Here is a 13,207-nt window from a genome sequence, read left to right on the forward strand (position 1 = left end):
ACGCCCGCCGGGATCTGACGTGGAAGGGGTCAGAAGTGCATCTGCGCGCGCAGTTCGAAGATTTCCGGCGTGCTGTGCACGCCACGACGGCTGGCGTCGACCTTCACGTAGTTGGCCTGGAACTTGAAGTGGCTGGTCAGGTACCAGTTGGCGCCGATGGTCAGGTCGTGCTGGCGGCCGCCCAGGATGCTGCCATCGTCCAGGTCCAGACGGCTGTAGCGGGCCAGCAGTTCCACTGCGCCGTAATCGTGGGCGGGCTTGATGTTGGCCACCGCGCCGGCGTTGTACGGGCGCGATTCGCCGGTCAGCACCCAGCTGGCCATCGCGTACTGGCCGCTGCCGGTGTAGTCGGGCAGGCCCTTGCGGGTGACGGTGGCCTGCAGGGCTTCGGCCTGCAGCGAGAACGGGCCGCGGATCCAGATGCCTTCCAGGCCGGTACGACGGATCTGGTCGGCGGTGACCAGTGCGCCGGAATCGACGTAGCGGATGTCGGTCAGTCCGGCTTCCGGGCGTGCACGCAGGCGCGCGCTGGCCTCGTGGTGCACGTCACGGCCATCGCTGTAGCCGCGCGGGTTTTCCTGCGAGTAGGCCACGCCCAGGTGAATCACATCACCCGGTGCCTTCACCGGCGTCCACACCGCACGTACCGCCTGGGTGGTGCCGGGGTTGTCGCCCTGCAGATCCTTGCCGCCATAGGCGCCGGCCTGCAGCAGGTACTGCGGGCGTTCCAGCACCCATTCCACACCGGTGCGGCGGCCGGCGTAGAACGCCTGCACCGGCAGCGCGGTTTCCAGGAAGCTGCCGGCGCGCGAAGAGGTATTCGCGTCCAGGCCGACCGGGGTCTTCATGTAGCCGAAGCGGAAGCGGCCGACGTCACGGCCGAAGAAGGCCTTGCTCTCCAAGCGCACGAACACGTCCAGCCAGGTGTCGGCCTGGAAGTCGTAGTACACCATCGCGTCATACACGCCCTTCTTCTTCAGCGTCGCGCCGAATTCCTTGCGGCGCACGGCGTCGTCGTCCTCAAGGCCGCTGGCCGAGGAGAAATCGTTGTAGTCGTAGGCGATGTTGGCGGTGGCCGCCAGCTCGGTGCCGTCGCCGAAGGTGTACTTGGTCGGCCAGTTGTCGAAATCCGCAGCCGAAGCGAAGGCGGGAAGGGCGGCCAGGGACAGGGCCAGCAAGGTGGGAATCGGGCGCATGTTGGGTGCGGCTCTCTCAGATTGCGTGTGGACAGGACAACAACGGCCGCAAGGGCCAGAACTTTCGCGAAGACATGCCCGGCCGTTCAGCACGGGCCACCGGTCTCCCCGGGAGCGGCGGTGCGGCGCCAGTGTAGGCATCACTGCCAGCTGAACCGGGGGGCTAGTACCAATAGGTTATCTGCGCCGGCGTGCCCGGCGCGTACAAAGGCGTCCATTGGTCGCACCCTGCGCGTGCTGCGCAGGGCCTGCGAGCAGTTTCCACGGTAACGGTTCCCGTGCAGTCCCGGGCCCGTACGTGCCTGAAAACGCCCCTTCCGGAGTCCGCCATGCACATCCCGACCGCAGCACCGGCGCCTGTCAAGCCGTTGCCGATCTACCGCCAGCTGTATTTCCAGGTGATCGTGGCGATCGTCCTGGGCGCCATCCTCGGCCACTACGAGCCGCTGATCGGCGAGAAGATGAAGCCGCTCGGCGATGCGTTCATCAACCTGGTGAAGATGATCATCGCCCCGGTGATCTTCCTGACCATCGTCACCGGCATCGCCAGCATGACCCACCTGCGCACGGTGGGCCGGGTGTTCGCCAAGGCGATGGCCTACTTCCTGTTCTTCTCCACGCTGGCACTGATCGTCGGCATGATCGTGGCGCACGTGGTGCAGCCCGGCGCCGGCATGAACATCAACCCGGCCGAGCTGGACCAGACCGCGGTGCACAGCTACGTCGAGAAGTCGCACGACCTGACCCTGGTCGGCTTCCTGATGGACATCATCCCGAAGACGCTGCTCAGCGCCTTCGTCGACGGCAACATCCTGCAGGTGCTGTTCGTGGCCGTGCTGTTTGGCATCGCACTGGCGATGGTGGGCGAGAAGGGCAAGCCGGTGCTGAACTTTCTGGAGGCGCTGGTCGCCCCGGTGTTCAAGCTGGTGCACATCCTGATGAAGGCCGCCCCGATCGGTGCCTTCGGCGCGATCGCCTTCACCATCGGCAAGTACGGTGTCGGCTCGCTGATCAACCTGGCCTGGCTGGTCGGCTCGTTCTACCTCACCGCCTTCCTGTTCGTGGCGGTCATCCTGGGCCTGGTCTGCCGTCTGTGCGGGTTCTCGGTGTTCAAGCTGGCGCGCTACCTGAAGGCCGAGCTGCTGCTGGTGCTGGGCACGTCGTCGTCGGAGTCGGCGCTGCCGTCGCTGATGGAGAAGATGGAACGCGCTGGCTGCAGCAAGTCGGTCGTGGGCCTGGTGGTCCCGACGGGCTATTCGTTCAACCTGGACGGCACCAACATCTACATGACCCTGGCCGCGCTGTTCATCGCCCAGGCCACCAACACCGAACTGACCCTGGGCCACCAGATCGCCCTGCTGTTGGTGGCCATGCTCAGCTCCAAGGGTGCGGCCGGCGTCACCGGCGCTGGTTTCATCACCCTGGCCGCCACCCTGGCCGTGGTGCCGGAGGTGCCGGTGGCCGGCATGGCGCTGATCCTGGGCGTGGACCGCTTCATGAGCGAATGCCGCTCGCTGACCAACTTCATCGGCAATGCCGTGGCCACCGTGGTGGTCTCGCGCTGGGAAGGCGCGCTGGACCGCAACCGCCTGCAGCTGGCGCTGGACGGTCGCGAAAGCGAGCTGCCGCCGCCGGTGGACGCACTGCCCGAGGCGCTGCCGGCCAAGGGCTGACCCAGGTGTGTGGTACCGCGGGGCCGATCACAATAGTGGTGCGGCCCCGCGGCGTTTCAGGGCGTCCCCGGGTTGTCATGGGAGGCGCCGAAGCTGGTATCCCGGTACCGTCGCATACGGCACGGAATTGTGCGGTCGCAGCATGGCTGCGACAGGATAGCGACAGGTCCGGACGCTCCAACGGGGGTATCATCCCCTGTCCCTTCTGCCCATTCATGTAACCCACATCGATGTCCAACGAAGATTTCAAACAGGCCGCCCTCGATTACCACCGGATGTCCCCGCCGGGAAAGATCAAGGTTTCCGCTACCAAGCCCATGCTGACCCAGCGCGACCTGTCGCTGGCGTATTCGCCGGGCGTGGCGTACGCCTGTGAAGCGATCAAGGCCGACCCGCAGCAGGCCAGCGAGCTGACCGCGCGCGGCAACCTGGTGGCGGTGATCTCCAACGGCACCGCGGTGCTGGGCCTGGGCAACATCGGCGCACTGGCCGGCAAGCCGGTGATGGAAGGCAAGGGCGTGCTGTTCCAGAAGTTCGCCGGCATCGATGTGTTCGACATCGAAGTGGATGAAACCGACCCGGACAAGCTGGTCGACATCATCGCCTCGCTGGAGCCGACCTTCGGCGGCATCAACCTGGAAGACATCAAGGCGCCGGAATGCTTCGTGGTCGAGCGCAAGCTGCGCGAGCGCATGAAGATTCCGGTGTTCCATGACGACCAGCACGGCACGGCGATCATCGTCGGCGCGGCAGTGCTCAACGCGATGGCGATCACCGGCAAGAAGATCGAGGAAGTGAAGCTGGCGACCACGGGCATGGGCGCGGCCGGCATTTCCTGCGTGAACATGCTGGTGCAGCTGGGCCTGAAGCCGGAGAACATCCTGGCCTTCGACCGCGAGGGCGTGATCCACACCGGCCGTACCGACCTGGACCCGGAAAAGCAGCGCTATGCGCGCGACACCGACAAGCGCACCCTGGCCGAGATCGTCGACGGCGCGGATATCTTCCTGGGCCTGTCGGCACCGGGCATCCTGACCGCCGAGATGGTCAAGACCATGGCGCCGGACCCGGTGATCTTCGCGCTGGCCAACCCGACCCCGGAAATCATGCCGGAACTGGCGCGCGCCGCGCGTCCGGACGCGATCATCGGCACCGGCCGTTCGGACTACCCGAACCAGGTCAACAACGTGCTGTGTTTCCCGTACCTGTTCCGCGGTGCGCTGGACGTGGGCGCGACTGCGATCAACGAGGAAATGAAGATCGCCTGCGTGCGCGCCATCGCCGCGCTGGCGCGACGCGCCGCCACCGACATGGGTTCGGCCTATGGCGGCGAGACCCCGAGCTTCGGCCGTGAATACCTGATTCCGCGCCCGTTCGACCGCCGCCTGCTGGTGGAGCTGTCGGCCGCCGTGGCCCAGGCCGCGATGGATTCGGGCGTGGCCGCGCGTCCGATCGCCGACATGGGCGCCTACCGCGACAAGCTGGCCCAGTTCGTCTACCGCACCAGCCTGATGATGAAGCCGGTCTACGACCGCGCGCGCAGCGACAAGCAGCGCGTGGTGTACGCCGAAGGCGAAGAGGAAGTGGTGCTGCAGGCGGTGCAGAACGTGGTCGATGACGGCCTGGCGCACCCGATCCTGATCGGCCGCCCGGAAGTGATCGAATCGCGCATCGAGCGCCTCGGCCTGCGCCTGAAGATTGGCGAGAACGTTGAAGTCACCAACATCAACGACGACCCGCGCTTCAACGAATACTGGCAGTACTACCACGGCCTGACCGGCCGCCGTGGCGTGACCGTGGCCGCGGCGAAGAACCTGATGCGTTCGCGCCCGACCCTGATCGCAGCGGTGATGGTGGCCCGTGGCGAAGCCGATGCGATGCTGACCGGCATCGTCGGCCGCTTCCACAAGAAGCTGGGTTACGTGCGCAGCGTGCTGCCGCTGGAACCGAAGGTCACCTCGACCTCGGCGATGACCGGCGTGATCAACCAGCAGGGCGTGTTCTTCTTCGTCGATACCCACGTGCAGGAAGACCCGACCGCCGAGCAGCTGTGCGAAGCCACGCTGCAGGCGGCCTACCGCATGAAGCTGTTCGGCATCGAGCCGAAGGTGGCGCTGCTGTCGCACTCCAACTTCGGCAGCCACGACTCGAAGGACGCGCTGAAGATGCGCCAGGTGCGCGAGCTGCTGCTCAAGCGCAACCCGCGTCTGAACGTGGATGGCGAGATGCAGGGCGACACCGCATGGGACGAAGCGCTGCGGCAGAAGCTGCTGCCGGGCTCGACCCTGCAGGGCCGTGCCAACCTGTTCGTGCTGCCGAACCTGGAAGCGGCCAACATCGCCTACAACCTGGTGCGCGTGTTCACCGACGGCGTGGCGATCGGCCCGATCCTGATGGGCGTGAACAAGCCGGTGCACATCCTGACCACCAGCGCGACCTCGCGCCGGATCCTGAACATGACCGCCATCGCGGCGGTGGATGCGCAGATCAGGAAACAGCTGGAAGCGGAAAAGAAGGCGTAAGCCTTCTTTCCAGCGACAGATGCAGAAACGCGCCCCACGGGGCGCGTTTCTGTTTCCGCGCAGCGGAAACCGGATCGGGTAGCGCCGGGCCATGCCCGGCGAGCGCGCAGCGCGGCGCTTCTCGCATTCGGCCGGGCATGGCCCGGCGCTACCAGATGAATTGCAGTCAGGCAGTCATTTGCCTGCAACGCCGCTCCGGCCCAATACGCCCACGCGGCCCGGCCGTGGGAAGGGACCGGACCGGCCTTCCCACCCTGGGCCCGACCCACTTTTCTTCGGCGAGGGTGTCATGCGCAATCGAGTGACGCGGCGGTATTTCCAGCAGCTGTTCGCGCTGTACGCCGGCTTCGTGCAGTCACGCTGAGGCCGCGCCCCCACGCCGGCTCATTGAACCGGGGTCGGTGCCAGCAGTTCAATCTCCGCCAGCGGCAGTCGTCCTGGCGCCGTCAGGCGCAGGCGGTACTCGCTGTAGCGGCCCGGCTTTGCGATGCGGAACGGACGGGTCTGCCGTGCTGATTCGAAGTCCTCGGCGCTGCGCTGGTCGAGCGTGATCCAAGCGCCGCCGCCGGTGCGTGCCTCCAGTGTCCACGCACCGCCACGGATGCTGCCGTCACCGCTGGTCAGCGTGTACATCGTCGGCATGCCCTCGCTCAGCCCGGTCAGCGCGATGGTTGCGCCGCCACCGAGGCCCACCGTGGTACCGGCATCGTCATCGACCAGCGCCGGCAGCGCGCGGCCATCGGCCAGCGTCGCCTTCGCGGTGTGGCCAAGCAGATCGTGCAGCAACTGCGGACGCTGGCCACGCGCGGTCAGCGAGCGCGGCACATCGTCCACGCCGCTGCCCCAACGCGAGGGCTGCGGGCCCATCACGAAGTCCAGGGTGGCGCCCTTGGCGATCAGCTCGTGCGGTACCCAGGTTTTCGTCCACGGCGTGCCGTTGATCTTCAGCGACTGCACGTAGACGTTCTCGCGTGAGTTGTTCTCCGCGTTCACGGTCAGCACCGCGCCGCCCTGCAGTTCCACCCGCGCGTGGCGGAATGCCGGCGAACCGATCACGTACTCCGGGTCGCCCATGCGCAGCGGGTACAGGCCCAGCGAGGCCAGCACGTACCACGCCGAGGTCTCGCCGTTGTCCTCATCGCCCGGGTAACCCTGGCCGATCTCGCTGCCCACGTACAGCCGCGACAGGATCTCGCGCACGTGCTGCTGGGTCTTCCACGGCTGCCCGGCGTACAGGTACATCCACGGAATATGGTGCGCCGGCTGGTTGCTGTGCGCGTACATGCCCATGCGCACGTCGCGCGCTTCGGTCATCTCGTGGATGGTGCCGCCATAGGAGCCGGCCAGCGCCGGGTCGGCGGTTTCCGGGGTGGCGAAGAAGGCATCCAGCTTGGCGGCCAGCTTGTCGCGGCCCCCGTACAGCGCGGCCAGGCCCTCGCCGTCATGCGCGGCGGTGAAGGCGAAGGTCCAGCCGTTGGATTCGGTGTAGTCGTGGCCCCACACGCGCGGGTCGTAGTGCGTGCTGTCCACGCGCCAGCGGCCATCGGCGCTGCGGCCCTGGAAGAAGCCAGCGGCCGGATCGAACATCGTCGCGTAGCTGGCGGCGCGATAGCGGAAGTAGTCGGCCTCGGTGCGGTAGCGCTCGCGCAGTGCCGGGGTGGCCGCACGCCTGGCCAGGGCGTCGGCCATGTTGGCGATGCCGAAGTCGTTGAGCGCGCCTTCCATCGTCCACGACATGCCCTCGTGCACGTCGGCGCTGGCGTAGCCACGGAAGGTCGAACGGTCCATGCCCTTGCGGCCGACATGGCGGTCGGGCGGTACCACCGTCGCGTTCTTCAGCGCGGCGGCATACGCCTCGGCCGGATCGAAGCCACCGATGCCCTTCAGCCACGCATCGGCAAAGGCCACATCCGAGCTGGTGCCGACCATCAGGTCGGCGTAACCCGGCGACGACCAGCGCGCGATCCAGCCACCGGCGCGGTACTGCTCGATGAATCCCTGCACCAGTTGCCCGGCATCGTCGGGGGTGAACAGTGCATAGGCCGGCCAGGTGGTGCGGAAGGTGTCCCAGAAGCCGTTGTTGACGAACACCTTGCCATCGCGCACGCCGGTGAAGCTGCGGCTGGCACTGCCGTCGGTGTTGTCATCGCTGGCGCTGGCCTGGTTGGCGTAGCGCCAGTCCGGGGCCGCCGCAGTGCCGGCGTTCTCGTGGCCGGAGTTCGGGTACAGGTACAGCCGGTACAGGCTGGAGTACAGCGTGGTCTTCTGGTCGTCGCTGGCATCGCCGATGTCGAAGCGGGCCAAGCGTGCGTCCCACGCGTCCTGTGCGCGGCTGGCCACGCTTTCCAGGGTATCGGCGGCGGCGATTTCCAGCGCGAGGTTGTGGCGCGCCTGCTCCAGCGAGATCAGCGAAGTGGCGATGCGCATGGTCACCCGTCGCTCGCTGCCGGCATCGAACTTGATGTAGCCGGTCGGGCGGCCGGTCTCAAGACGTCCGCTGCTGCGCCAGGGTTTGTCGAAGCTGGCCACCACGTACATGCGGCTGGCGCCGTTGGACAGGCCGCTGCGCGTATCGGTGTAGCCGCTCAGGGTCTGCGTGGCCGCATCCAGGCTCAGTCCACCGCGCGCGTCGACGTTGTCGAACAGCAGGTTGGCGTCGCCGCCCTCGGGGAAATCGAAGCGGAACAGCGCAGCATGGTCGGTCGGTGCGATCGCGGCGGCGATGCCGTTGTCGAAGCGCACGTCATAGCGATAGGGGCGGGCGCTTTCGTGGCTGCGATCGAACGACAGCGCGCGCTTGCGGCGGTCGGCCTCCGGCACGCCCTGGCTGGCCGAGGGCATCACCTGGAAGGTCTGGCGGTCGCCCATCCACGGGCTGGGCTGGTGGCTCAGCGCGAGCGCCTGCAGTTGCGGGCGATTCTGCGCGTCGTTCTGCTCGTTCCAGCGGTACAGCCAGTTCAGCGCGCCGGCGTCGGTCACCGGGGTCCAGAAGTTGAAGCCATGCGGCACCGCCGTGGCCGGGAAGTTGTTGCCGCGCGAGAAGGTGCCATTGGCCTGGGTGCCGCGGGTGGTCAGCACCCAGTCCGAAGCACGCTGCGGCTGTTGCCGCGTCTGGGCATCCAGGCGCACATCGTCGATCCAGCCGGACACCGGCGCACCGTCGGCGCTGGCCACCTCCAGTTCGATCGCCACTACGCGACGGCCCTTCAATGCCGGCACATCGCCCAGCCGCACCGCCTTGCGTGCCCACTGCTGCGGGTACAGCGTCTTCGACTCGCCCTGCGCGCGTGCGCCGATCGCCACGCCGTGCTGGTCGCGCGCGGCACCGGCCGAAACGCGGCTGCCATCGTCCAGCCGCAGATCCAGCGAAACATAGGTGGAGGCCACGGTGTCCTTGCCGACGATTTCCGGCAACACCAGCCACGACAGCGTGGTGTCGGCCTCGATCGGCAGGTCGGTCCTGAACAGTTCGCGCCGCGCGCTGCCGCCTTCGCTGCTGTAGCGCAGCGCATGCAGGCCGCTGTAGCCGGCGTTGCGCTTGGCCGCGTAGGGCGCGTCCGGGCCGTTGCCGAGGGTGACCTGCAAGGCACCGGCGGCCGCAGCCGGGGCCGGCTCTCCGGGTTCGAACGAGGTCTGCAGCCCCTGTGCCAGTGCCGGCATCGCAGTGGTCGCACAGGCCAGGGCCAGGGCGAGCGGAAGCAGGGCGCGGCGAGGATCGGACAGGGTCATGCAGGGGTCTCCCGGAAGGGCTGGCGGCGGGCAGAACCCGCATCGGCGGACACCACGGACAGCATCACGCCACCCGCCACGTTCGCGGCGGAAGAGGCGATGCCGGTCCGGTGGGGGCGGGCCATGCGATCGGGTCGGATTGGGCAGGTCGAGTGCTGACCTGGGCCGATCCTGCAACAGCCGCCGCAGCCTGACAAGTGCCATTTAGTTCGATCCAAATGCGGGAAATCTGCTCAAGCCCCGGTTTGCGCGAGGAACCGGGCGGATCGATGCAGGCATTTTCCCGGTGCACGCCCGCCGGCACCTCCAACCGCCTGCTGCGGCGCAATGTCCGGGCGGCCCGGATGCTAGAATCACAGCCCTCGCAACCCGTCCATCGACATCCGCCATGAGCCATACCGCCACCGCGCCCGCCAACGCCGAGAAGCGCTACACCGTGCACCGCAGCGAGCTGCCGCTGAGCTGCCCGACCCCGGAAATGGCGCTGTGGAACTCGCATCCGCGCGTGTACCTGCCGATCGAAGACGAGCCCAACGGCGAAGCGCAGTGCCCGTACTGCGGTTCCGTGTTCGTGCTGGCCGACTAAGCGGCCGCCCCTTCGATGCGCCGATTGACCGTGGTGCAGTTGCTGCCGGCGCTGCACTCCGGCGGTGTCGAGCGCTCGACCCTGGAAATCGCTGCGGCCCTGGTCGCTGCCGGCCATCGCGCGCTGGTGGTGTCCGCCGGTGGCCGCCTGGTGCAGCCGCTGCTCGACAGCGGGGCCGAACACCTCACCCTCGATATCGGACGCAAGTCGCTGCTCACGCTGCGGCATCTGCCGACCCTGCGCCGGCTGTTCGCCGAAGTGGGGGCCGACATCGTGCATGCCCGCTCGCGGCTGCCGGCCTGGCTGGGCCTGTACGCGATCCGCGCCATGCCCGCCGCGCAGCGCCCGCACTGGGTGACCACCGTGCACGGCCTGAACTCACCCAGTCGCTACAGCGCGGTGATGACCAGCGGTGAACGCGTGATCTGCGTGTCCAACACCGTGCGCGATTACGTGCAGCGGCATTACCCGACCGTACCCCACGCCCGGCTGCAGGTGATTCCGCGCGGCGTCGATGTCGGCCAGTTCCCGCGTGTAGCACGTGCCGACCGCCGCCCGCGCCTGGCGCTGGCCGCCGATTATCCGTGGCTGGCCCGGGTCGACGGTCCGCTGCTGCTGCTGCCGGGGCGCGGCACCCGACTGAAGGGCCACATCCATGCGTTGCAGCTGCTGGCCGATGTGCGCGCCGCCGGTGTGCCGGCGCAGCTGTGGATGCTGGGCACCGATGAACCCGGGCGGGACGCCTACGTGGCCGACCTGCGCCGGCAGGCCGCCGCGCTGGGCGTGGCCGAGGCCGTGCAGATCAGCACACCCACCGCGCGCATCGCCCAGGCCTATGCGGCCAGCGATCTGGTACTGCAGTTGTCGGACAAGCCCGAAGCGTTCGGCCGCACCGTGGTCGAAGCGCTGTCGGTGGGGCGTCCGGTGCTGGGCTGGGACCATGGCGGTGTGGGCGAACTGCTGCGGCAGCTGCAGCCCAGCGGCGCGGTGCCGCTCGGCGACGCGCGCGCGCTGGGTGAACGTGCGCTGGCCCTGCTGGCGCAGCCGCCGTCCTTACCGACCCGCATCCCGTTTACCCTGCAGGCCATGCAGCGTGACACCCTCCGCCTCTATGCCGACCTCGCCGGCTGATCCCATTGCCATCGTGCGCGAGGACCGTGCCGGGCGCTGGGCGCCCTGGTGGGTGCTGGCATACGTGGCGCTGTGGCCGTTGCCGGGCATCGCCGAAACCGTGCTTGGGCTCGGCGCGCTGTATGCCGCCGCGCGCATGGTCACGCGCCGCCTCCAGCGCCGGCCACATCTGCTGAGCACGGCTGCCTGGGCGCTGACCTCGATCCTGTTCCTGGGCTATTGGCTGCCGCAGGCGTTCTCCGCGTTCGATGCCATCGACCCGGCGGCCTCGTGGACCAAGGCCGCCGCCGGCCTGCGCTACCTGCCGTTCATGTGGCTGGTGGCGATCGCGGTGGCCACGCCGGAACGGCGGCGGCTGACCTTCGCAGGCCTGGCGCTGATCACTGGCGCCTGGACGCTGGATGCCCTGGTGCAGGCGGTGGCCGGCACCAGCCCATGGTTCTGGTCGCTGGATCAGCTGAAGCTGGCGGTGAGTGGTCACGCCTTGTGCCCGGCCGGCGAAGCGGCCCTGGTCGATCGCCTCAGTGGTGCGCTGGGACCGTGCAACCTGAAGTTCGGCCAGGTGCTGGCCAGCCTGTCACCGTTCCTGCTGCTGCCGGTGGCGCGTCGCTTCGGCAACCTGGGATGGCTGCTGGCGGCCGCCGCGCTGGGCTGCGTACTGCTGTTGGCCGGTTCGAGGGCATCGTGGATCACCTTCGCGCTGGTGCTGGTCTACAGCGGCATGCGCCAGTTGGGTTGGAAGCGATTGGCGCTGCTGGCGTTGATTGCCCTGCTCGGCGCCGCTGCGCTGACCGCCAGCGTGCCGCAGCTGCGCGAACGCGTTGCGCGCACAGCCATGGCCTGGGACGGTGGCGAGCGTGGTGTGGACGAGGCGCTGTCCGGGCGTGCGCGGATCTGGGAAGCGGCCGCCTGCATGATTGAAGAGCACCCGTTCAACGGCGTCGGCGCACGCGGTTTCCGCGATGCCTACCCGGCCTGTGTGGCCGACGAGGGCCCCGCGGTGTGGGGGGACCTGCCGGCGCTGCATGCCCATCAGATCGTGCTGGAGATCCTGGCCGAAACCGGTGTGCTGGGCCTGCTGCTGTGGCTGGCGGCCGTGGCCCAGGCCTGGCGTGCCTGGCGCTACGCCCCGGCCGGCGCACGTGAGCGGGCGCGACCGGCGATGCTGGCCCTGGCGGTCACCGTGTTTCCGCTCAACACCCACCTGGCGTTCTATTCGGCGTTCTGGGGCGGGCTGACCGTGCTGCTGGCGGCGCTGTTCGCCGGCAGCCTGTTGGCGCGTGATGCAGATGAATCAGCGGCGCTGAAATAACGGCGCATCCCCGCAAGGCGTGGATCTGCCGGCATTGCGATGCTTTTGGGCACGACATTCACGCGTGGCGTGGATGGAGCCCCCGGTCCCACCGTTACTTGTAAAAATCGCTCCGTCCACCCGGTTGGCGCTTGAACCTGCGGTGGATCCACAGGTACTGGTCGGGCGCCTCGCGCACCATCTCTTCGATGGCCTGGTTGACCCGCGTGGTATCGGCTTCCACATCTTCGCTGGGGAAGTTCTCCAGTGGTGCGCCGATCTTCAGGAAATACTTCCCGCCTTCGCGGCGATGGAAATACGGAATCACCGCGCACCCGGTCATACGCGCCAGCTGGTGGGTAGCGGTGATGGTCGAGGCGGTGTGGCCGAAGAACGGCACGAACACGGTGTCCTTGCCACGCATGTCCTGGTCCGGCGCATACCAGAGGAAGCCACCCTTCTTCAGGTGGCGCACGGTGGCGCGGATGTCTTCGTTGGCGAACATCGCCTTGGCGTAGCGCAGGCGGCCGAACTTCACCGCCCATTCGTACACCGGGTTCTTGTGCTTGCGGTACATGCCCGACAGATCAACGTAGTCGCACAGCAGTCGCCCGCACATTTCCAGGGTCATGAAGTGGCCGGACACCAGCAGCACACCACGGCCCTCGGCCTGCATCTGCCGCAGGTGTTCCAGCCCTTCGATCTGTACCTGCGGGCGCAGGCTGTCGATGCTGCCCCACCAGGCGCGGATGCACTCGAACACGCCCACGCCCAGCGCATCGAAACTGTCTCGCACCAGGCGCTGGCGCCAGGCGTCGTCCTTTTCCGGGAAGCACAGCTTCAGGTTGACTTCGGCGGCGCGGCGGCGGCTGCCGAGCAGGCGCCAGCTGATCCAGCCGACACCGCGGCCGAGTGCCCGCTGCAGCAACCACGGCAGGCGGGCGAGGGCGAAGGCGCCGAACATGGCGGCAAACATCGGCCAGTTGCGGGGATCGCGCAGCGAAGGACGGATGGCGGTGGTGGCTTCGGACATTGCCCCATTCTACCAACCCGGCCGCGTGTCTTTCCCGGGGGGCTCC

General features: G+C 68.0%; 8 protein-coding genes. 5 read left to right on the forward strand and 3 right to left on the reverse strand.

Features of this window, described 5'->3' with window-relative positions; all coding sequences use genetic code 11:
- Positions 1 to 29 precede the first annotated feature (29 nt).
- A complete protein-coding gene (locus tag LZ605_RS19105; protein WP_249842902.1) occupies positions 30 to 1,196 on the reverse strand; it encodes an OprO/OprP family phosphate-selective porin in 1,167 nt (388 codons plus the stop codon).
- Between the two features lie 329 nt (positions 1,197 to 1,525).
- Between LZ605_RS19105 and LZ605_RS19110 the strand changes: the two genes are divergently transcribed.
- Positions 1,526 to 2,869, forward strand: a complete 1,344-nt coding sequence (locus tag LZ605_RS19110) for a dicarboxylate/amino acid:cation symporter (protein ID WP_107232074.1) — start codon at positions 1,526 to 1,528, stop codon at positions 2,867 to 2,869.
- 230 nt (positions 2,870 to 3,099) lie between these two features.
- Complete coding sequence (locus LZ605_RS19115; protein ID WP_107232075.1) at positions 3,100 to 5,391, forward strand: NADP-dependent malic enzyme; 2,292 nt, start codon at positions 3,100 to 3,102, stop codon at positions 5,389 to 5,391.
- A 384-nt stretch (positions 5,392 to 5,775) separates the two neighbouring features.
- On the opposite strand, the gene LZ605_RS19120 is transcribed toward LZ605_RS19115, so the two are convergent.
- A complete protein-coding gene (locus LZ605_RS19120; protein ID WP_249842903.1) occupies positions 5,776 to 9,120 on the reverse strand; it encodes a GH92 family glycosyl hydrolase in 3,345 nt (1,114 codons plus the stop codon).
- A 388-nt stretch (positions 9,121 to 9,508) separates the two neighbouring features.
- Between LZ605_RS19120 and LZ605_RS19125 the strand changes: the two genes are divergently transcribed.
- The 3 genes from LZ605_RS19125 to LZ605_RS19135 are packed head-to-tail and all read left to right on the forward strand — an operon-like array spanning position 9,509 to position 12,149.
- A complete protein-coding gene (locus LZ605_RS19125; RefSeq protein WP_057497568.1) occupies positions 9,509 to 9,706 on the forward strand; it encodes a zinc-finger domain-containing protein in 198 nt (65 codons plus the stop codon).
- A 15-nt stretch (positions 9,707 to 9,721) separates the two neighbouring features.
- On the forward strand, positions 9,722 to 10,837 hold the full coding sequence (locus LZ605_RS19130) for a glycosyltransferase (protein WP_249842904.1): 1,116 nt from the start codon (positions 9,722 to 9,724) through the stop codon (positions 10,835 to 10,837).
- On the forward strand, positions 10,818 to 12,149 hold the full coding sequence (locus LZ605_RS19135; protein ID WP_249844955.1) for an O-antigen ligase family protein: 1,332 nt from the start codon (positions 10,818 to 10,820) through the stop codon (positions 12,147 to 12,149). The genes LZ605_RS19130 and LZ605_RS19135 overlap by 20 nt, the downstream gene beginning before the upstream one ends.
- A 94-nt stretch (positions 12,150 to 12,243) precedes the next feature.
- On the opposite strand, the gene LZ605_RS19140 is transcribed toward LZ605_RS19135, so the two are convergent.
- The gene (locus LZ605_RS19140; RefSeq protein ID WP_249842905.1) at positions 12,244 to 13,161 is read right to left on the reverse strand and encodes an LpxL/LpxP family Kdo(2)-lipid IV(A) lauroyl/palmitoleoyl acyltransferase; all 918 of its coding nucleotides are present in this window, start codon (positions 13,159 to 13,161) and stop codon (positions 12,244 to 12,246) included.
- Between the last annotated feature and the right edge of the window lie 46 nt (positions 13,162 to 13,207).

Origin of the sequence: Stenotrophomonas maltophilia (assembly GCF_023518235.1) — a bacterium.
Lineage (GTDB): Bacteria > Pseudomonadota > Gammaproteobacteria > Xanthomonadales > Xanthomonadaceae > Stenotrophomonas.

Bases quoted from the DNA above. Each gene is read 5' to 3' on its own strand.
- LZ605_RS19105 (WP_249842902.1), bottom strand. From the start codon at position 1,196: ATGCGCCCGATTCCCACCTTGCTGGCCCTGTCCCTGGCCGCCCTTCCC.
- LZ605_RS19135 (WP_249844955.1), top strand. From the start codon at position 10,818: ATGCCGACCTCGCCGGCTGATCCCATTGCCATCGTGCGCGAGGACCGT.
- LZ605_RS19110 (WP_107232074.1), top strand. From the start codon at position 1,526: ATGCACATCCCGACCGCAGCACCGGCGCCTGTCAAGCCGTTGCCGATC.
- LZ605_RS19120 (WP_249842903.1), bottom strand. From the start codon at position 9,120: ATGACCCTGTCCGATCCTCGCCGCGCCCTGCTTCCGCTCGCCCTGGCC.
- LZ605_RS19130 (WP_249842904.1), top strand. From the start codon at position 9,722: ATGCGCCGATTGACCGTGGTGCAGTTGCTGCCGGCGCTGCACTCCGGC.
- LZ605_RS19125 (WP_057497568.1), top strand. From the start codon at position 9,509: ATGAGCCATACCGCCACCGCGCCCGCCAACGCCGAGAAGCGCTACACC.
- LZ605_RS19115 (WP_107232075.1), top strand. From the start codon at position 3,100: ATGTCCAACGAAGATTTCAAACAGGCCGCCCTCGATTACCACCGGATG.
- LZ605_RS19140 (WP_249842905.1), bottom strand. From the start codon at position 13,161: ATGTCCGAAGCCACCACCGCCATCCGTCCTTCGCTGCGCGATCCCCGC.